Origin of the sequence: Pseudomonas sp. RHF3.3-3 (assembly GCF_048069595.1) — a bacterium.
Taxonomy (GTDB): domain Bacteria; phylum Pseudomonadota; class Gammaproteobacteria; order Pseudomonadales; family Pseudomonadaceae; genus Aquipseudomonas; species Aquipseudomonas fuscovaginae_B.
This window is the reverse complement of sequence record NZ_CP182250.1, coordinates 2,930,587-2,950,799: the sequence shown is the minus strand read 5'-3', so window position 1 is coordinate 2,950,799 and position 20,213 is coordinate 2,930,587. Positions and strand designations below refer to the sequence as shown.

Here is a 20,213-nt window from a genome sequence, read left to right as displayed (position 1 = left end):
CACAGCCCCCGTCGGTCAGTGCCGGGCCTTCCAGTCCCGCAGCCATTGCAGGCCGGCCGAGGTGTTGCCCCGTGGGCGATACTCGCAACCGATCCAGCCCTGGTAGCCCAACTGGTCGATCAGTTCGAACAGCCAGGGGTAGTTCACCTCGCCCAGGTCCGGCTCGTGGCGATCCGGTACTCCGGCGATCTGGATATGGCCGATATGGGCCAGGTCGCGGCGCAAGGTGGTGGCCAGGTCACCTTCGACGATCTGGCAGTGGTAGCAGTCGAACTGCACCTGCAGGTTGGCTGCGCCGACCGCCTCGCGAATGGCATGGGCCTGGTCCTGGCGGTTGAGGAAAAAGCCGGGCATGTCCCGTGGGTTGATCGGCTCCAGCAGCACCGTCACTCCGACCTTGGCGGCCGCCGAAGTGGCATGGGCGAGGTTTTCCAGGTAGGTCGCCTGATGGCGTTCGCGGCTGGCATCGGCGGGCAACAGGCCGGCCATCACATGGATATGCCGGTTGCCCAGTACGCTGGCGTACTCCAGGGCCCTGGCAAAACCGTCGCGGAACGCCTGCTCACGGCCGGGCAAGGAAACGATACCGCGCTCTCCCGCCGCCCAGTCGCCCGGCGGTGCATTGAACAGCACCTGGTGAAGGCCATGGTCGTCCAGGCGTTGTTTCAGTTCCTGCACGGGATAGTCGTAGGGAAACAGGTATTCCACCGCCTCGAAACCATCGGCGGCGGCGGCCTGGAAACGATCCAGGAAGTCGTGTTCCGGGTAGAGCATGCTCAGGTTGGCAGCAAAACGGGGCATGGGAATTCTCGGTGTCCGTGGCGAAAGGCGTAGCAATACACAAGGTTGGCGGATCGGGCAATGACACATGATGGCCGCGAACGGCCAAACCCGCCCGGCCCGTTCCGGTTTTACCGCAGCGCAGGGCCTCCCACCCTGCCACCCTAGGCCTTCGAGATCACCACGGAGCGCCACTCCCATGACCCAACAGCATACGGTCGAGGTGCTGCTGCGCCCGGCCGTGGAGTTGTACACCGTCGCCGTCTGCGCCGGCTGCATCGGGCTGTGCCTGTTCGCGCCCTGGGTACTTGGCCTGACACCGCTGTTCGGTGCACTGACGGCACTGGGTTATCTGCTGCTGGGCTGGATACGTTTGCGCCAGGCACTGATGGTACTGCGCTTTCGCCGCAATATCCGGCGCCTGCCGCGCTATGTCATTACCAGCCAGCGCATCCCGGTCAGTCACCAGCGGCTGTTCGTCGGTGCGGGTTTCAAATGGGAGCAACGGCATACCCAGCGCCTGATGCAGACCTACCGCCCGGAATTCCGTCGCTATGTCGAACCTTCGCCGCTGTTCCTGCAGGCCCGCCGACTGGAACGACGCCTGGAACAGGCGCGTTTGCCCCTGAGCCTGCTGCCTCGCCTCACCGCCTGGGACAGTCCGTTGAACCCGGTACGGCCGCTGCCACCGGTAGGCGGCTCGCCCCGCCTGCATGGCGTGGAGCCCGATGAAGTCGAGGTGTCACTGCCCCTCGGCGAACGCGTCGGCCACAGCCTGGTGCTGGGCACCACCCGGGTCGGCAAGACCCGCCTGGCCGAGCTGTTCATCACCCAGGACATTCGCCGGGTCAAACGCATCGAGGGGCGCACGGAATTCGAACCGGTGATCGTCTTCGACCCCAAGGGCGATGCAGACCTGCTCAAACGCATGTACGTGGAAGCGCGCCGCGCCGGACGCGACAAGGAGTTCCATGTGTTCCACCTCGGCTGGCCGGATATTTCAGCCCGCTACAATGCCGTCGGCCGCTTCGACCGGATATCCGAGGTGGCCAGCCGGATCTCCGGGCAACTGTCCGGCGAAGGCAGCAGCGCCGCGTTCCGCGAGTTCGCCTGGCGCTTCGTCAATATCATCGCCCGGGCCCTGGTGGAGCTGGGCAGCCGCCCGGACTACCTGAAGATCCAGCAGCACGTGATCAATATCGATGCCTTGTTCATCGACTACAGCCACCACTACTTCGCCCGTCATGACCCGGATGCCTGGGAGTTGATCGCCGGCCTCGAAGGCAAGCTCAACGAAAAGACCACCCCGCACAACATGCGCGGCCGCCAGCCACGGGTCACGGCCATCGACCAGTACCTGTCGCGCACCCGGGTCGCCGACCCGGTGATGGACGGCCTGCGCTCCGCCGTACGCTACGACAAGACCTACTTCGACAAGATCGTCGCCTCGCTGCTGCCGCTGCTGGAAAAACTCACCACCGGACGCATGGCCGAACTGATCTCGCCGGACTACGGCGCCCTCGACGATCCGCGGCCGATCTTCGACTGGATGCAGGTGATCCGCAAGCGCGCAGTGGTGTATGTCGGGCTCGATGCGCTGTCCGACCCGGAGGTCGCCGCGGCGGTGGGCAACTCGATGTTCGCCGACCTGGTCTCGGTGGCCGGGCATATCTACAAGTTCGGCGTCGACGACGGCCTGCCCCACGCCGACCGCGAACAGAAGATCCCGATCAACCTGCACGCCGACGAATTCAACGAACTGATGGGCGAGGAGTTCATCCCGATGATCAACAAGGGCGGCGGCGCCGGCATCCAGGTCACCGCCTACACCCAGACCCTCAGCGACATCGAGGCCCGGCTCGGCAACCGTGCCAAGGCCGGCCAGGTGGTCGGCAACTTCAACAATCTGTTCATGCTGCGGGTACGCGAGACCGCCACGGCGGAACTGCTGACCCGACAATTGCCCAAGGTCGATGTGTACTCGACCACCCTGGTCAGCGGTGCCACCGACAGCTCGGATGCGTCGGGCAGCACCGACTTCACCAGCAACACCCAGGACCGGGTCAGTTCGACCTGCGTGCCGCTGATCGAGCCGGCCCACGTCGTCAGCCTGCCCAAGGGCCAGGCCTTCGCCCTGATCGAGGGCGCCAACCTGTGGAAGGTTCGCATGCCCCTGCCCGCCCCCGATCCGGACGAGAGCATGCCCAGGGACCTGCAGGCCCTGGCCGCCCACATGCGCAGGCGCTACGCCGACGGCGGTGGCGAATGGTGGAGCGCCTCGACGGCGCCCGGCTCGTCCTGAGCGATGTCGCAGAGTGCGCGACGTACAGCCTGCGAATACCCCTGCGACAGCAGTTGATCCAACCCTGTCAGGCATCGCTCAGCAGGCTGGCCTTTTCCGGCTGCCCATGCTGGCGGGCCGTCACCAACCCGATAAAGGAAATCGCCAACGCCAGGACGATGGTCGAGGTCACTTCCGTGCGGTGCTCGGGCGTTGCCATCATTACCCCCAGTGCCGCGCAGATGAAGGCGATCACCAGGTAGGTCAGCCACGGGAACAGCCACATGTGAAAGGCCAGCTCGATGTTCTGCCGCTGCAGGCGCCGACGCATGCGCAACTGCGAGATCGCGATCACCAGGTACACCAGCAGCGCGATTGCACCGGAACTGGCCAGCAGGAAATCGAACAGGCCAGCCGGGGCGAAGTAGCTGAACAGGGTCACGCCGGCACCGAGCACACTGCTGGCGATCACCGCCGCACGCGGCACACCGGCCGACGAGGTTCGCTTGAGTGGCCGGGGCGCATCACCGCGCTTGCCCAGCGAGAACAGCATGCGCGAGGCGATATAGATCGACGAGTTCATGCAACTGGCCACGGCGATCAGCACCACCGCATCCACCATGAACTTGGCGTGGGGAATGTTCATCAGTTCCAGTGCCCGCTGGTAGGAGCCCACCGTCGTCAGTTGCGGATCGTTCCAGGGCACCACGGAGATGACCACGAAGATCGACAGCAGGTAGAACACGCCGATCCGCCAGATCACCGAACGGGTCGCCTTGGCGATGTTGCGCGACGGATCGTTGGATTCGGCTGCGGCGATGGTCACCGCCTCGGTACCGATGAAACTGAACATGATGGTGATGAATGCACCGACCACCGCCGACAGGCCATTGGGCGCAAAACCACCGTGCTCGGCCATGAGCCGGCTCAGGCCGCTGGCCTCGCGCTCGGGAACCCAGCCCATCAGCACGGCGAAACCGACGCCGATGAAACCGATGATCGCCACGACCTTGGCCATGGCGAACCAGAATTCGAACTCGCCGTACTTGGACACGCTGAACAGGTTGGTCACCACCAGCAGCACGATCGACAGCAGGGCGAACAGCCAGGCATCGATCCCCGGGAACCACTGGTTGAGCACATGTCCGGCGGCCAGGGCCTCGATCGGGATCACCAGCACCCAGAACCACCAGTAGAGCCAGCCGATGGTGAAGCCGGCCCAGCGGCCGATGGCCTGGTCGGCGTAGGTGGAGAAGGAACCGGTGTCGGGATTGGCGACGGCCATTTCGCCGAGCATGCGCATCACCAGCACCACCAGCAGCCCGGAAAACAGATAGGCCAACAGCACGGCGGGACCGGCCGCGGCAATGGCATGCCCCGAACCGACGAACAGGCCTGCACCGATGATCCCTGCGATAGACAGCATCGTGACATGGCGCGGCTTGAAGCCCTGCGCCAATTGGCCGTTGGAATCCTTGGGGTTCAGGCTATGCATTGTTTTTCTTCCCTAAAGCGTCGCAACGAGACGGCACGCCACTTTACGGACTTTGAGCGACAGGCAAATGTCCTGAGCACGTCGCTCATCGAACTGATTTCGACATGGAACGATCGTGCCTGGAGCCGGCGATCCGGCGTCCGGATTCATTCACGAACGGGGTCAGCGGAAACATCCCGAGCCATTGATTCGGCCGCCCGCCAGAGCCGGATCCTGTAGCCTCCAGAGGCTCTGGCAGCAGGAGCAGCAACAGCTGCAAAAGGTTCAGGCGTGGCTGATCGAGCAGGCCGTCAGACCGTTTCTCTCCAGATAACGCTGCTGGTCCTCTGCCGCCAGCTCGAACGTTCCCAGCGGCACGACGACCGTGGCGATGGCCCGGTTGAACCGCCTCGAAGCCTCGAGTTCCGCCCGTGCCAATTCGGCAATGGCCGCCTGCTGCGGCGAGTGGACAAAGATCGCCGAACGATATTTCACCCCGATATTATCGCCCTGACGGTCCCGCGACGTCGGGTCATGCAGCCCCCAGAACGCCTCGACCAGCGCCGGATAGTCGATGACGCCAGGATCGAAATCGACCTGAACCACCTCGATCAGCGGCTCGCTGCGACCCGCTTGCGCCGCGTAGCCGACCCGGCTGTCCACCACTCCGTGCAGCTCGCGCAAGGCCGCTTCGGCACCCCAGAAACAGCCCGCGCCGAAGGTGGCCTGTTGTAACCCGCTCATGAGCTCACCTCCCCTGCTTGCAGGTGCTCGTTCAATTGCCGGATGTGCTCCGGGCCGATACCGCAGCAGCCACCGACGATCAGCGCGCCTTCATCGACCCAGCGCTGCGCCCATTGCAGGTAGGCCGCCGGGCCCAGGTCGGCACGAATATCGAGCAGGGTGTCGTTGGCCTGGGCGTCTTCGCTGACCGGCGCAAACGCGTTGGCATAGACCCCCAGTTGCAGTTCGCCGGCCTGCGCCGCGAGTGCCTGTCGCGCGCTGATCAACGCCGGGCCCATGCTCTCGGGCTGGCTGCAGTTGAACAGCAGCGCACTGGCACCCAGTTCCAGCGCCACCTGCGCCGCCTGCTCGATGCTTTCGCCGGAGCGCAGGCGCGGTACATCGTCTGGCAAGGCGTCCACCAGGGTGAAAGACAGCCACAGCGGCTTGTCGTCACGGCCCAGCGCCTCGCGTACCGCCCGGGCCTCGGCCAGGGAACTCTGGGTTTCCGCCAGCCACAGGTCGACATGCGGGCCCAGGCCGGCAATCAGCTCACGGTGAATGGCCAGCGAACGCTGGTGGTCGAACAGATCCGGCCGATAGGAACCCAGCGCCGGGGGCAGCGAACCGGCCACCCGCACATCGGTCCCCTCGGCCGCCTCCCGCGCCAGTCGGCCGGACAGCGCCGCCAGCCCACGGCCATCGCTGGCGAAACGCGCCTCACCGATATGAAACGGCACCACCGCGTAGCTGTTGCTGGTGATCACCCGGGCACCGGCCTCGATAAAGGCGCGGTGTACCCGGGTCACATGCTCCGGGCCCTGCAACAGCGCCAGCGCCGACCACTCCGGCTGCCGGAACGGCGCTCCGATACGCTTGAGTTCGCGCCCCATGCCGCCGTCGAGCAGCGTCAATGCGCGCCGGCTCATTGCGCCGCCACCTTGTCGCCAGCAGCCTGCAGCCACTGGTTGACGGTCGCCGGGTTGGCCGCGACCCAGGCCTTGGCGGCCTTCTCGGCCGGTTGCTTTTCACGCTCGATCTTCAGGATCAGTTCGTTCAGCGAGGTCGGGTCGATGCTCACGTTCTCGAGGAACGCGGCGATACGCGGCGCGCGCTGGCGCAGGCTGGCGGATGCGAGAATGTGCACCTTGGCATCCGGATAGGCGCAGGTGATGCTGCTCTTGTTCAGCCAGTCGGTATCGACGGTCGGGCTGATGAACTTCCAGCAGCCGTCGGCCTTGTACAGCGGGTCGCCCTTCTTGTTGTCCTGGGCGTAGCCGTCGAACGGCGGCTCATCCAGGCGACGCAGGTCATAGGCGGAGAAGATCCAGTCCGGGGTGTAGGCATAAAACACCACGCCACGCCCGGCCTTGTAGGCGGCATCCAGGCGCGCGTAGGTGACCGCGGCCTCGGTGGAGACCGACTCGAAGTTCCTCGCGAAGCCGAAGTCCTTGGCCTTGATCTCGCCGATGTAGGTCGACTCCCAGCCGGCCGGCCCCACCAGCAGTTGCGCCTGGCCACCGCCGGGCGGCGCGAACAGCTGGGCCACCTCGGGTTTGCGCAGGTCATAGACCGACTTCACACCGTACTTGTCCTGGATGTAGCCGGGAATGTAGAAGCCCTGCACACCAAGGTAAGGCTGCTTGTTGGGGACCAGCGAACGGGTACCGCCGGTGACGTACCTGGCCCATGCCGCCGACTGGTTCGGCAGCCAGATGTCGGTGAGCACGTCGACCGAACCATCGCCCTTGGCCGCGGCGGCGAACAGCACCGGCACGTCACCGGCCAGATAGGAGACATCGCCGTCGAGCCGGGAACTGATAATGTCGCCGAGGATGTACTGGATGGCGACGGCGCCGGTCCAGTTCTGCTCGCCGATGACGATCTTGTCCTTGGCCAGTGCTGCCGTGGCCGGCAGCAAGGCCCCCAGCAGAGCGGCGCCGGCCAGGGCGCGGGAGAGGAACTTGGGCATGAACGGGGTTACTCCTGAATGAAACGATGACGTTTGCGAAGGGAAGCCTGGATGATCCGGTCCGGTACCAGGGCACAGAAAACGATAGCGATGCCGGCGAGAACGCCCTCACCGCCCTTGATGTTGCGCAGCGCGGTCATGACGTCGTAGCCCAGGCCACCCGCGCCGATCAGCGCTGCGACGACCACCATCGACAGGCTCATGACGATGGTCTGGTTGACGCCCAGCAGCAGCGAACCGGCCGCCAGGGGCAACTCGACCCGGGTCAGCGTCTGCCAGGGTGTCGCCCCATGGGCCACGGCTGCCTCCACCGCCGCCTTGGGCACCTCCTGGATGCCGAGAGCGGTGAGACGAATCATCGGTGCCAGGGCGAAGACCACCGTGGCGATGACCGCAGGCGTCTTGCCCACGGAAAAGAACGCCACCGCCGGAATCAGGTAGACGAAGGTCGGCAGGGTCTGCATGACGTCCAGCCATGGCGTGATCAGGCGCCGCGCCAGGGGCCGCTTGGCCAGCAGGATGCCGGTGGGAATGCCAATCAGCAGCGACAGCAGCACGGAGGCGCCAACCAGGGCGATGGTCGAGACGGTGTGTTCCCAGAAGCCGAACAGGCCGATATAGCCCAGAGCCAGGGCACAGGTCAGGGCCAGCGGCGCACCGGCGCTGCGCCAGGCCAGGTAGACCAGCGCCAGCGCAGGCACCGGCCAGGGGATCCAGCTCAATGCGCCTTCCACGCCCTCGATGACCGAGCGCACCGCGACAATCACCCCGACGAAGGCGCTTTCGAAGGTCAGTTGGGACCAGCCGATCAACCGGTCGATGCCACCCGCAATCGCCAGCATGCTGTCGCGGTCGGCCGGAAACTGCAGCCAGACACCGGCCGCGTCAGGGGTGAAGGCGCGCCACAGGGTCAGCACCTGGCTTGCCAGCAACAGGGCTGCGGGCAATGCCCAGGCGTGCGGCGCACGGCCCTGAGCGTGACGGCTCAACCCGGCACTGGCGGCGCGGTTGCCCAGCAGTACGGCCAGGGCAACGGCCACGCCCACGCTGGAACCGCTGCGCCAACTGCCGCCAAGCAATGCCAACGATGCCAGTTCGATCAGCAGTGCCAGCCAGAACAGCCCATTGCGTCCGACCGCGACCAACGCAGCCGGGCCCAGCAGCCAGGAAGTGAGGCCCGTCTTGCTCGATACGGTCTGCGTCACGTGCGCCGGTGCTGCGTCCTCTGGCGCGCCGGGCACCGCCAACGGCGCGGCAGCGCGCGGCCGCTCATCGAAGAAGTCCGCCACGCCGGCATCCGCCGGGTGTTCGAGCAGTTCCTGCGGCGTGCCGACCTGGATCAGCTCGCCAGCGCGCAACACGGCAATGCGATCGGCCAGGCGCAGGGCCTCGCCCGGGTCATGGGTGACCAGCAAGGTGGTGATGCCGCGCTCACGTACCAGTTGCAGGAAGCGCCCCTGGAGGTCGCGGCGGATGGTCGGGTCCAGGGCGCTGAACGGCTCATCCATCAGCAGGATGTCGGGCTCGGTCACCAACGCCCGCGCCAGTCCGACCCGTTGCTGCATACCGCCGGACAGCTCATGGGGAAAATGCTCGCCCCACTCCGCCAGCCCCACCGCCTGCAATTGTCGCTGTGCCGCAGCCAGCCGGGCGGCCTCCGGCTCGCCGCGCAGTTCGAGGGGCAGGGCCACGTTGTCACGCACGCTGCGATGGGGCAACAGGCCGAAATGCTGGAACACCATGCCGATGCGCTGCGAGCGCAACTCGCGCAGCGCCTGGGCCGACAGGCTGCCCAGGGCCGTGCCCTCGATCAGCACCTCGCCGCTGCTCGGTTCGATCAACCGGTTGACGTGGCGCAACAGTGTCGACTTGCCGCTGCCCGATGTACCCATCAGGCACAGCACTTCGCCGCGCCGTACCGCCAGGCTCACGTGCTCCACGGCATTGTTCGAGGTGTGCCGCCCATTGCCGGCATAGCACTTGGTCACGCCGCGGAACTCCAACGCGATATCGCAGGCCAAGGACGGCAGCGGGGAGAGGGTTGGCGCGTGGGAAGGCACCGGCACGGCGGCACTCTCCCGGCCCCTGGCAATCAGTTGGTATTCACTAGCGCTCACGTGTGCCCCTGGAATTCATGAACTTTCCAGGTGTACATGGCAGACTTCATGCCAACCATAAAATCATTGAAATACAATGACTTGCCAACATATCAGCGCAACGCGCCTGCTGCTAAACCAGCATCGCTGCCCACCAACTGTTGGCTGGCGAACAGCGTTTGCACTTCAGTCGGCGATCAGCGCTGCGGGTTCAGGGTGGCGTTGTCGATGACGAAACGGTACTTCACCTCGCCCTTGAGCATGCGCTCGTAGGCATCGTTGATCTCGTCGGCGCGGATCAGTTCGATGTCGGCGGTAATCCCGTGTTCGGCGCAGAAATCCAGCATTTCCTGGGTTTCGGGGATGCCGCCGATCATCGAGCCGGCAATGGTGCGACGCTTCATGATCATGTTGAACACGTTGGGCGACGGATGCGGCGAAGCCGGTGCGCCGACCAGCGACAGGGCACCGTCACGCTTGAGCAGGACCAGGAACGCATCGAGGTCGTGCGGGGCAGCCACCGTGTTGAGGATCAGGTCGAAGCTCTTGGCATGGGCGGCCATCTCGTGGGCATCACGCGACACCACCACTTCATCCGCGCCCAGCGCCTTGGCGGCCTCGCGCTTGGAGGCCGAGGTGGTGAAGGCCACCACGTGCGCGCCCATGGCGTGGGCCAGCTTGATACCCATGTGCCCCAGGCCACCGATACCGACCACACCGATCTTCTTGCCGGGCCCGGCATTCCAGTGCCGCAACGGCGAATAGGTGGTGATGCCGGCACACAGCAGCGGCGCAACAGCGGCCAACTGGTTTTCCGGGTGAGCGATGCGCAGGACATAACGTTCATGCACGACGATCTTTTCCGAGTAGCCACCCTGGGTCCAGCCCGGGGCATCGGGCGTCGGGAAGTTGTAGGTGCCGATCATCCCGTCGCAATAGTTCTCCAGGCCCTCGTCGCAGTCGGCGCAATGCCTGCAACTGTCGACGATGCAGCCGACCCCGACCAGGTCGCCGGCCTTGAAGCCGCTGACGTGGGCGCCGACCGCACTGACGCGACCGACGATTTCGTGGCCGGGTACGCAGGGATAACGGGTACCCTCCCACTCGGAACGCACCTGGTGCAGGTCGGAATGGCAGACGCCGCAGAAGGCGATGTCGATCTGGACATCGTGGGCACCGGGCGCACGACGGGTGATCTGCAGGGATTGGAGTGGTTTATCGCCCGCATGGGCACCATAGGCATGCACTTGCATCGGAATTTTCCTCTGGCCGTGAATCGAACGGGCGGTTGCACGCGGCAACGACCCGGCTACCCATATTCACAGGGAGGAGGCGGACCGCAGTAGCGCAATCCGGTCGTATTCTTGCCTGATCCTCTCGATAGCACAGGCAAGACCGGAGAGGACACTGGACTATCGGCCGATCGGCATGGGGCGCAGGTCCTGATCCGCCACAACGGGTCGAAAATCTTTTCCTGCCCGGGCAGGCCCGGCATGAACCGGGACGGCGCTGCTGCACAGGCAGCAGGCCAGCAGCAATCGATGCTTCCCCACCATCATCCGCCTCTCCCCGCCCATCCCTGCCGTTCCCACAGGCCACGTCCTGCAAGGGCTGCAGCCTTGCCCGGGGCGCTGGCACACATCCTGCTCACCCCCCCGGGACTGCCGGCCCGCCCGGTGCCCATGGAGCGACACGATGATGAGAACCGCTGACGCAGCACGCCTACTGATCCTGGCCGCCCTGTTCGGTGGCGCAGTGATCCTGGCTCCGGCACAGCCGCGCCAGGACGGCTTCGCCAATATCGCTCCAGGGCATGCCGCATGGGCCCCCAAGGACTACTGGCCGGGCCCCTGAGCCCTGCCGACGTCTTCATCCAACCAGGAAGCAATCCATGAAACTGCCGTTCAAGCTGGCCTGCGGTGCCGGCCTTCTCGCCCTGTCGCTGCAGACCCTGGCCGCCGTGCATGCGCCACGCCCGGATCCGCAACAGGGCGATGGCCGCGTGTCGCCCTTCTACACCTGGCAACAGGAGATTCCGGCCCAACCCGGCAAGCTGCTGCGCAGCGAGCCTCTGCCGGTACAACTGAGCCTGGCCGAGGCCGGCGCCCAGCAACGCATCCTCTACAGCTCCACCAACGGCATCGACGGCAAGACGCCGATCGTGGTGTCCGGCGCGCTGTTTTTGCCCAAGGGCAAGGCTCCCACCGGTGGCTGGCCGGTGGTGTCCTGGGGCCATGGCACGGTTGGCGTGGCGGATATCTGCGCGCCGTCCTGGGCCGGTCGTTCGATCCGTGACGTCAACTACCTCAACGCCTGGCTGCGCGAGGGTTATGCCGTGGTCGCCACCGACTACCAGGGCCTGGGCGTGCCCGGCGGGCATCCGCTGCTCAACAGCCGCGTGGCCGCCTACGGCATTCTCGATGCCGCACGTGCGGTGATCGCCGGCACACCGGGGCTGGCCAACAAGGTGCTGATCGTCGGCCAGTCGCAAGGCGGCGCCGGAGCCTATGCGGCGGCAGCCTATGCGCCGGACTACAGCCCGGCCCTGGGCGTCAAGGGCACGGTGGCCACCGGGGTGATCTACAAGATCACCGATAACAAAACCCGCCCACCGAAGGACCCGAACCAGGTCGATGAAACCCTCGCCTACGGCTTCTACACCCTGCTCGCGCAACAGCAGTACGACCCGAGCATCGATCCGCAGGACTATTTCACCCGCGAGGCCCTGCCGTTCGTGGAGCAGGCCCGCACCAGCTGCCTGGCTGCGCTGGAGGCAGACACCGTGTTCAGCGGTCGGACCCTCGCCAACACCCGCAAGCAACCCAGCGCCGAAGCCGCGGCAAAACTGCGGCCGTGGATCCAGGCGATCGACTTCCCGACGCTGAAGCTCAAGCAGCCGATCTTCATCGGTGCCGGCGAGACCGACCCGAGCACCACCGCGCAAAGCCAGAGCAGCCTGGCCCGCGACAGTTGCGCGGCGGGCAGCGTGGTCGAGGCCCATGTGTATGCCGGGCTGGAACACAGCGGCACGGTCAACGCCTCGCTGAAGGACTCGATTCCCTTCGCCCGCAAGGTGCTCGCCGGTGAACCGATCACGCCGGTCTGCAACCCGACTCCGCAGTAGCCACCGCTTGAGGCGGTACATGCCCGGGGATCAATTGGGGCACAATGGCCACTGATCCCCGGAGCAACGCCCAATGTCCCTACGCGAATTCCGCACCCTGGTCGCCATTGCCCAGTACGGCTCCTTCGCCCGTGCCGCCGAAGCCATCCACCTGACGCAATCGGCGGTCAGCCTGCACGTGAAGAGCCTCGAGGACACCTTCGGCGCGCCATTGTTCGACCGCACCCGGCGTATCCCGCTAATGACGCCGGCCGGTCACCTGGTGCTCGATCGGGCCCGGGAGATCCTGGCGATCCACGACAGCATCGCCGCCGACCTCAGCGACGGTTCACAGCTGCGCGGCACCTTGCGCATCGGCGCGATCCACACAGCCCTGTCCGGCTTCCTGCCGGCCGCGCTGGCGGCACTGAGCGCCGAACATCCGCACCTGCGGGTGAACGTGGCGTCCGGCATGTCCGCTGAGCTGGCCATTCGCATCGACAACGGCGAACTGGATGCGGCCATCACCACCGAGCCGGTCAAGCCCTACCCCTTCGGGCTGGTCAGTACCCCGCTGTACCAGGAAGGGTTCTGGATCGTCGCCCCGGCCAACCTGCCCTGCCGCGATCCGCGCGGCTTGCTGCAGGACTACCCGTTCATCCGCTTCGACCGCCGGGCCTGGGCCGGCAGGACGATAGAGCGGGAACTGCGCAGGCTGCGCATACGGGTACAGACCAGCATGGAACTGGACAGCCAGGACGCCATCCTGCAGATGGTCGCCAGCGGTCTGGGTGTGTCGATCATCCCGCTGTCGCGGCAGAACCTGCCGGCATCGCGCAAGATGCTTTGCCTGCCCTTCGGCGAACCGCAGCAGATGCGCACGGTGGTTCTGCTCGAACGCGAGGATCGCCCGGCGGGACGCTCGGCCCAGGCCCTCGTGCAAGCGGTGCGCGCCCAGGCAGGGCACGCGACAACCCATGAGAAATTATCAAGCTAGCGGCAATTTTATATCGTTTTTTATTGTCGATCGTGAACGCTATCGTGGGGCGGTTCGTTGCCATCCGAGAGCGCCATGCCTGCTACCACCGATCAACCGACCCTCACCGCGGAGAAAACCCGACAGCGCCCTCATCCGGCACCGGGAGCCTGTCGATGAACGCCACTCTGATCCTGGCGCTGGTGCCCATCGCCTTGCTGATCGCCCTGGGAGCGTGGTTGCGACATGCCCGCTTTCTCGCCGAAGGCTTCTGGCCCCAGGCCGAACGCCTGGGCTACTACGTGCTGCTGCCGGCGCTGTTCTTCCACGGCCTGTCCAGCGCGCAATTGGGCGACATTCCGGTCAGGGAGATGATTCTCGCGCTGGTGCTGCCCACCCTGGCGGTAGCGGCCATTCTGGTACTGTTACGACGCAACCTGGCCGTCGACGACCCGGCCTTCACCTCGTTGTTCCAGGGTGGCGTGCGCTTCAACAACTACGTCGGAGTCTCCGCTGCCGCCGGGCTGTTCGGCAGCCACGGCATCGCCCTGGCCGCAGTCGCCAATGCAGCCATCGTGCCCACGGTGAACATCCTCTGCGTACTGGTCTTCGCCCGTTATGGGAGTGGTACGAGGCTCGGCCTGGCAGGCGTGGCCCGGCAGCTCGCGCTCAATCCACTGGTGGTGGCCTGTACCCTGGGCATCCTCATGCAGCTCACGGGTACCCGCTTGCCGGCCGGCCTCGAACCGACCCTGAAGGCGCTGGGCCAGGCCTCACTGCCCCTGGGCCTGCTCTGCGTGGGGGCCGCCCTGGACCTCGCCGCCTCACGCAGTTGGCTACGACCGGTGGGCGTTTCGTCAGTCGCCAAGTTCATCGCCATGCCCCTGACGACCCTGCTGATCTGCCACCTGCTGGGCCTGCGTGGCGAAGCCGCGATTGCCGCTATCCTGTTCCAGGCACTGCCCACTGCGTCGTCCTCGTACATCATGGCCCGCCAGTTGGGTGGCGATGCGCCGTTGATGGCCGGCATCATCGCCAGCCAGACCCTGCTCGCGGGCATCACCCTGCCGCTGGTGGTCATGGGCTGCACCCAGTGGTTGTAAGGGAGCCGGGGCTGACGCCAACCGGCCATCACGGGTATCGTGGCGCCTGACACCCGCCCCCGGATATCGCACTGATGGACACAGACACACCGCCCCCCGTCTCGGACTGGGTGGTACGCAACGCACAACCCGGACGAGTGGAACGGATCGAAGCCTGGTTCGGCGGCCACGGCTACGATCCGCACCGCCATGACACCTATTCCATCGGCCGCACGCTCGCCGGCGTGCAGAGCTTCCACTACAAGGGCTCGCTGCGCCATGGCATCCCCGGCAACACCCTCGTCCTGCACCCCGATGAGCTGCACGACGGCATGGCCGGTACCGAGGCCGGCTTTCGCTATCGCATGGCCTACGTCGACCCGGCGTTGATCCAGCAGGTGCTCGGCGGCGAGCCGCTGCCGTACATCGCCGGCGGGCTTTCCCAGGATCCGCGCCTGTATCACGCCAGCGAGGCGTTCGTGCAAGGCATGGATCATCCGCTCGATACCCTGGAGGAACAGGACGCCCTGTTCGACCTGGCCATGGCCCTGCGGGCGGTCGCCGGCAAGCCCCGTGGACGCAAGCGCCTGGACTACCCGGCGGCCGAACGGGCCAGGGAGTTCATCGTGGCGCACCTGAACCAGGAGATTACCCTGGAGATGCTCGAGCACGTCAGCGGCCGCGAGCGCTGGAGCCTGTCCCGGGATTTCCGGGTCCTGTATGGCACCAGCCCCTATCGCTTCGTGACCCTGCGCCGCCTGGACCAGTTCCGCCGACTGATCCTCGACGGTTTCACCCTGGTCGACGCCGCCCTGATCAGCGGTTTCCACGACCAGAGCCACATGACCCGCCACTTCACCCGCTGCTACGGAGTCCCGCCTTCACGCTGGCTGGAGCGCCTGCGGGCCAGCGGCCGACTTGCAGGATCGTACAAGTGCCACTGATCAGCCTTTGGCTAGACTGACGGCTCCCATTCATAAAGAGGATTCGTCATGTCCCATTCCCTGCCCGAGCCGAGCCTGCAAGCCGTGAACCTGGCCCACAAGGTGTCGCTGATCGATGAGCACTGGAGTCCGAAAGTGGTCGCCGAGATGAACGACTATCAGTTCAAGGTAGTGCGCATCGAGGGTGAGTTCATCTGGCATTCCCACCCGGAAACCGACGAGGCGTTCATCGTGCTGGACGGGACCCTGCGCATCGATCTGCCCCATGGCAGCGTGTACGTCGGCCCGGGCGAGCTGTATGTGGTGCCGCGCGGCGTGGAACACCGGACGGCCGCCGACAGCGAGGCCCGGCTGATGATCATCGAGCCGCGGGGCATTGTGAACACAGGCCATGAGGGCGGCGAGCTGACGGCGCCCAACGATCTCTGGATCTGAGTCAGAGCGACCAGGGCCGTGCCCCTCACCGGCTTCAGAGACAGGCCCAGGTGAGGCCGGCCAGGGCTGCGGCCAGCAGGTATCCGCAACCGGGTTGGAACAGCAGCAACAGCACCGTCACCCCCAAGGCTTGTGTAACCGCTTGCCGGGGGTGAGCCAAAGACAGTTGGCTGCCATAGGCAGGGAGCGTGCACCGCCGAACACTGCGGCAAAAAAATGTTACGACAATGGACTCACTTGGTGCACACTCGCCCCGCCTTGAAGCATCCTGCACATATTCAACGGTGATTTCCCCCTAAAAATGTGCGCTTCGCACATAAAACAATGTCAGACCTGCCCGCTTTTTCTGCCCGTCCCGAGCCGCTGAAAGTGGGCCTGGTTATTGCTCATGCCCCGGCAACGCAAGCCCACCTTTCATTGCACCGTTTTTCGGTTCGGAGAAAAGCACATGAGTTCCACCGGCGAATTTCCCCTGAGTGAAGCCCCCTCCCATGCCCGCAAGGGACTGCTGTCCATTTCCATGGTGCTGTTCAGCTTCACCTTCTTCACCGGCACCATGTTCGCCGGCGGCAAACTGGGCATGGCCTTCAATTTCGTCGACATGCTGTGGGTCGCGGCCATCGGCAACAGCCTGCTGGCGCTGTATGCCGCGGTGCTGGCCTTGATCGCCTCGCGCAGCGGCCTCAATACCGTCCTGATGGGTCGCTTCTGCTTCGGCGAAGCCGGCAGCCGCCTGTCCGACTTCATCCTCGGTTTCGCCGAACTGGGCTGGTACGCCTGGGGCACCGCCACCGTGGCCATCGTGCTGGTGAAGATGCTCGGGCTGGCGAGCGGCCTGACCATTCCATTGATGATCCTGTTCGGCCTGGGCTTCAGCCTGACCGCGATCATCGGCTACAAGGGCCTGGACGTGCTGTCGCGGGTTTCGGTACCGCTGATGTTCATCCTGCTGGTGATCTCGATGGTCATCGCCACCCGCAAGATCGGCGGCCTGCAGGGCCTGGCCGCAGTGATCCCGCATGAGGCCATGAGCTTTTCCGCAGCGGTGACCATGGTCTTCGGCACCTTCGCCAGCGGCGCTACCCAGGCCACCAACTGGACCCGGCTGGCGCGCAGCGGACGGGTCGCGGTCATCGCCAGCGTGATCAGCTTCCTGGTCGGCAACGGCCTGATGATCGTCGCCGGCGCCTGGTGCGCGATCGTCTACCAGCAGGCCGACATCGTCGAGGTGATGATGTTGCAGGGGCTGTCCTTCGCCGCCGTGGTCATGCTCTGCCTGAACCTGTGGACCATCCAGGGCCCGACCATCTACAACGTCTCGGCCGCGGCCTGCCACCTGCTGCGCAGCGAGCGTCGCCGCAGCATGACCCTGGCCGCGGCCGGTGTCGGCATCCTGCTGGCCATCGGCGGCATGTACGAAATGCTCATCCCGTTCCTGGTGCTGCTCGGCTCGATCATCCCGCCGATCGGCGGCGTGATCATGGCCGATTTCTGGTACCGCCATCGCGGCAAGTATCCGCAACTGGCGAGCGTCAAGCTGCCGCGCTACAACTTCAATGGGCTGGCGGCCTATGCCGTCGGCGCCCTGCTGGCGTACAGCTCGCCCTGGGTCGCGCCACTGGTGGGCATCGCCGCCTCCGCGGTGTGCTACATCGGCCTGGTGGAACTGCGTGGCCGGGACAGTGCCCTTCACCCCATGCAAGGTGGTCAATGAGCCTGACGGTCGAGGAAATCCTCAAGCTCCCCGGGCTTGAGGAACTGCGCGTCCGTGCCGGCGCCGCTCACCTGCAGCGCAGCGTGCGCTGGCCCTACGTGGCCGAGAACGAAGGCATCGCCGAGTGGGTGATGGGCGGCGAACTGGTGTTCGTCACCGGCATCAACCACAGCCGCGAGGAAGGCAACCTGCTCAGCCTGGTCGAGGATGGGGTCGCGGTCGGCATCGCCGGGCTGGTGATTCTCACCGGCGAGGCCTTCATCCAGCGCATTCCCCAGGCGGTCATCGAGCGCGCCGAACTGCTCGGCCTGCCGCTGATCGAGCAACCCTACCTGCTGAAGATGGTGGTGGTCACCCACGCCATCGGCACCGCGCTGGCGCACATGGCCCAGGCCAGGCGCTCGCGGCAGGATATTCTCGGCCAGTTGCTGACCGGCGACTACCCGAGCCTGGCCATCGCCCGCCAGCGCGCCGCCCACGCGCAATTGCCGGTCGAGGGACCGCGGCGCCTGCTGGCCTTGCGGCTGTCGGCGGTCAACCTGCTGTTCGAACGCCACGCGCCCGACCAGGCGGAACAGTTGCTGCAAAAGACCCGCCAGGCGTTGCAGGATCACCTGGAAGCCTGGAGCCGGCAGCAGCCCGAGCCGCTGCCGGTGATCCTGCAAGGCGACCTGTTCGTGCTGCTGCTCGCCGACCATGCCGAACTACCCCAGGCCCTCACGGCGCTGTATCGCAGCGCCAGCGGGCAGATCGGCGAGCTGAACCTGTTCATGGGCCTGGCCAGCCGCGTCGAGGACTGCGGGCAGTATCGCCGGGCCCTGGGCGAGGCCCGCCAGGCGCTGGACGTCGCCGAAAGCCTGCGCCCGGCCAGTGGCCTGTGCGACTTCAGCGAGCTGGGGGTGCTGCGCCTGCTGCAGGGTATCGGCGACCGCACACTGATCGATGACTTCGTCAGGCAGATCCTCGGCCCGCTGATCGGCACTGGGCGCAAGCAGCCGCTGACCCTGCTCAGAACCCTCGACGCGCTGCTCCAGGAAAACGCCAACACCTTCAAGGCGGCCAGCCGCCTGCAGATCCACCGCAACACGCTGGCCCAACGTATCCAGCGCATCGAACAACAAAGCGGGCAATCACTGGACGACCCGCTGTTTCGCATGAATGCCGCCGTGGCCCTGCTGGCCTGGCGCATGACTCAAACCTGTAAGGAGCCTGCATGAACATCATCAATGCCCGCCTGCGCGGCAAGACCGGCCTCTATCGCATCGAACTCGACGGCGAGCGCATCGGCGCGATCGTCGCCCAGCCCGGCGTGGCCCAGGCACAAGCGGCGGACCTGGACGCCGACCAGAACCTGGTCACCGCGCCCTTCATCGAACCGCACATCCACCTCGACGCCACGCTGACTGCCGGCGAACCGAGCTGGAACATGAGCGGTACGCTGTTCGAGGGCATCGAGCGCTGGGCCGAACGCAAGGCCCTGGTCACCCATGAAGACACCAAGACCCGCGCACGCAAGACCATCGACATGCTGGTCGACCACGGTATCCAGCACGTGCGCACCCACGTCGACGTCACCGACCCGACCCTGGCCGCACTCAAGGCCATGGTCGAAGTCCGCGAGCAAACCCGCCACCTGATCGACCTGCAGATCGTCGCCTTCCCCCAGGAAGGCATCGAGTCGTACAAGAATGGCCGTGAGCTGATGACCGAGGCCGTGGCGCTGGGTGCCGACGTGGTCGGCGGCATTCCGCACTTCGAGAACACCCGCGACCAGGGCGTGTCCTCGGTGAAGTTCCTAATGGACCTGGCCGAGCGCACCGGCTGCCTGGTCGACGTGCACTGCGACGAGACCGACGACCCGCAGTCGCGCTTCCTCGAAGTGCTCGCCGAAGAGGCGCGGGTTCGCGACATGGGTAGCAGGGTCACCGCCAGCCACACCGTGGCGATGGGTTCCTACGACAACGCCTATTGCTCCAAGCTGTTCCGCCTGCTCAAGCTGTCCGGGCTCAACTTCGTCTCCTGCCCGACCGAGAGCATCCACCTGCAAGGACGTTTCGACACCTTTCCCAAGCGCCGTGGCGTCACCCGCGTGGCCGAACTGGACCGGGCCGGCCTGAACGTCTGCTTCGGCCAGGACTCCATCGTCGACCCCTGGTACCCCCTGGGCAACGGCAACATCCTGCGAGTGCTCGAAGCCGGCCTGCACATCTGTCACATGCTCGGCTACCAGGACCTCACCCGCGCCCTGGACCTGATCACCGACAACAGCGCCCGTACCCTGAACCTCGGCGAGCGCTACGGCATCGAGACCGGGCGCCCGGCCAACCTGCTGATCCTGTCGGCACCGGACGACTACGAGATGATCCGCCGCCAGGGCCAGGTGCTGGTGTCGATCCGCGCGGGCAAGGTGCTGCTCAAGCGGACGCCGGCGACGGTGCAGCGCTATTGATCCTGATCGCCAGGTTTCCCCCATCCGGCCGGGTATGACGAAGGATTGTCCACCCGGCAGGCCCAGCCATTACCGGTACGGAAAAACATCCGCCTGTGACAGCCCACGGGAGCGGGCGTACGCCACCAGCAACTGACTGACCAAGTGGACGCACGGCCCCTGGCAACGCTGCTTTCCTCGCGCG

General features: G+C 65.8%; 17 protein-coding genes. 10 read left to right on the top strand and 7 right to left on the bottom strand.

All coding sequences use genetic code 11. The features are described from left to right. Positions 1 to 15 precede the first annotated feature (15 nt). Positions 16 to 801, bottom strand: a complete 786-nt coding sequence (gene otnI, locus ACMGT0_RS13550) for a 2-oxo-tetronate isomerase (protein ID WP_054059661.1) — start codon at positions 799 to 801, stop codon at positions 16 to 18. A gap of 178 nt (positions 802 to 979) precedes the next feature. On the opposite strand from otnI, the gene traD reads away from it, so the two are divergent. Further along, complete coding sequence (gene traD, locus ACMGT0_RS13545; RefSeq protein WP_054059662.1) at positions 980 to 3,082, top strand: type IV conjugative transfer system coupling protein TraD; 2,103 nt, start codon at positions 980 to 982, stop codon at positions 3,080 to 3,082. 67 nt (positions 3,083 to 3,149) lie between these two features. On the opposite strand, the gene gabP is transcribed toward traD, so the two are convergent. From gabP to ACMGT0_RS13515, 6 genes are all read right to left on the bottom strand, one after another. Then, entirely contained in the window at positions 3,150 to 4,556 is a 1,407-nt protein-coding gene (gene gabP / locus ACMGT0_RS13540; protein WP_054059663.1) for a GABA permease, read from the bottom strand. Positions 4,557 to 4,820: 264 nt separating this feature from the next. Then, entirely contained in the window at positions 4,821 to 5,279 is a 459-nt protein-coding gene (msrA, locus tag ACMGT0_RS13535; protein ID WP_054059664.1) for a peptide-methionine (S)-S-oxide reductase MsrA, read from the bottom strand. Beyond that, a complete protein-coding gene (locus ACMGT0_RS13530; RefSeq protein WP_054062599.1) occupies positions 5,276 to 6,187 on the bottom strand; it encodes a homocysteine S-methyltransferase family protein in 912 nt (303 codons plus the stop codon). Before ACMGT0_RS13530 ends, msrA begins: the two co-directional genes overlap by 4 nt. Then, entirely contained in the window at positions 6,184 to 7,230 is a 1,047-nt protein-coding gene (locus tag ACMGT0_RS13525; RefSeq protein ID WP_054062600.1) for a glycine betaine ABC transporter substrate-binding protein, read from the bottom strand. The genes ACMGT0_RS13530 and ACMGT0_RS13525 overlap by 4 nt, the downstream gene beginning before the upstream one ends. A gap of 8 nt (positions 7,231 to 7,238) precedes the next feature. Next, a complete protein-coding gene (locus tag ACMGT0_RS13520; protein WP_416773477.1) occupies positions 7,239 to 9,296 on the bottom strand; it encodes an ATP-binding cassette domain-containing protein in 2,058 nt (685 codons plus the stop codon). 227 nt (positions 9,297 to 9,523) lie between these two features. Continuing rightward, complete coding sequence (locus ACMGT0_RS13515; RefSeq protein WP_416773001.1) at positions 9,524 to 10,579, bottom strand: NAD(P)-dependent alcohol dehydrogenase; 1,056 nt, start codon at positions 10,577 to 10,579, stop codon at positions 9,524 to 9,526. A 442-nt stretch (positions 10,580 to 11,021) separates the two neighbouring features. Here ACMGT0_RS13515 and ACMGT0_RS13510 point away from each other — a divergent pair, with 442 nt between their 5' ends. The 9 genes from ACMGT0_RS13510 to codA all read left to right on the top strand — a co-directional run bounded on the left by ACMGT0_RS13510 (position 11,022) and on the right by codA (position 20,029). Beyond that, the gene (locus ACMGT0_RS13510) at positions 11,022 to 11,180 is read left to right on the top strand and encodes a hypothetical protein (RefSeq protein ID WP_160319901.1); all 159 of its coding nucleotides are present in this window, start codon (positions 11,022 to 11,024) and stop codon (positions 11,178 to 11,180) included. Positions 11,181 to 11,217: 37 nt separating this feature from the next. Beyond that, complete coding sequence (locus tag ACMGT0_RS13505; RefSeq protein WP_054060786.1) at positions 11,218 to 12,450, top strand: alpha/beta hydrolase; 1,233 nt, start codon at positions 11,218 to 11,220, stop codon at positions 12,448 to 12,450. A 73-nt stretch (positions 12,451 to 12,523) separates the two neighbouring features. Beyond that, positions 12,524 to 13,426 (top strand): LysR substrate-binding domain-containing protein, encoded by a 903-nt coding sequence (locus tag ACMGT0_RS13500; RefSeq protein ID WP_273820467.1) that lies wholly within the window; start codon positions 12,524 to 12,526, stop codon positions 13,424 to 13,426. A 155-nt stretch (positions 13,427 to 13,581) separates the two neighbouring features. Beyond that, entirely contained in the window at positions 13,582 to 14,508 is a 927-nt protein-coding gene (locus ACMGT0_RS13495) for an AEC family transporter (protein ID WP_054060784.1), read from the top strand. A 74-nt stretch (positions 14,509 to 14,582) separates the two neighbouring features. Further along, entirely contained in the window at positions 14,583 to 15,431 is an 849-nt protein-coding gene (locus tag ACMGT0_RS13490) for an AraC family transcriptional regulator (RefSeq protein ID WP_054060783.1), read from the top strand. A gap of 48 nt (positions 15,432 to 15,479) precedes the next feature. Beyond that, on the top strand, positions 15,480 to 15,866 hold the full coding sequence (locus ACMGT0_RS13485; RefSeq protein ID WP_054060782.1) for a cupin domain-containing protein: 387 nt from the start codon (positions 15,480 to 15,482) through the stop codon (positions 15,864 to 15,866). A gap of 448 nt (positions 15,867 to 16,314) precedes the next feature. Next, entirely contained in the window at positions 16,315 to 17,580 is a 1,266-nt protein-coding gene (gene codB / locus ACMGT0_RS13480) for a cytosine permease (protein WP_054060781.1), read from the top strand. Further along, positions 17,577 to 18,797, top strand: coding sequence for a PucR family transcriptional regulator (locus ACMGT0_RS13475; RefSeq protein WP_416772997.1), 1,221 nt, complete (start codon positions 17,577 to 17,579; stop codon positions 18,795 to 18,797). Before codB ends, ACMGT0_RS13475 begins: the two co-directional genes overlap by 4 nt. Further along, positions 18,794 to 20,029, top strand: coding sequence for a cytosine deaminase (gene codA / locus ACMGT0_RS13470; RefSeq protein WP_054060351.1), 1,236 nt, complete (start codon positions 18,794 to 18,796; stop codon positions 20,027 to 20,029). Before ACMGT0_RS13475 ends, codA begins: the two co-directional genes overlap by 4 nt. The last annotated feature ends 184 nt before the right edge of the window (positions 20,030 to 20,213 follow it).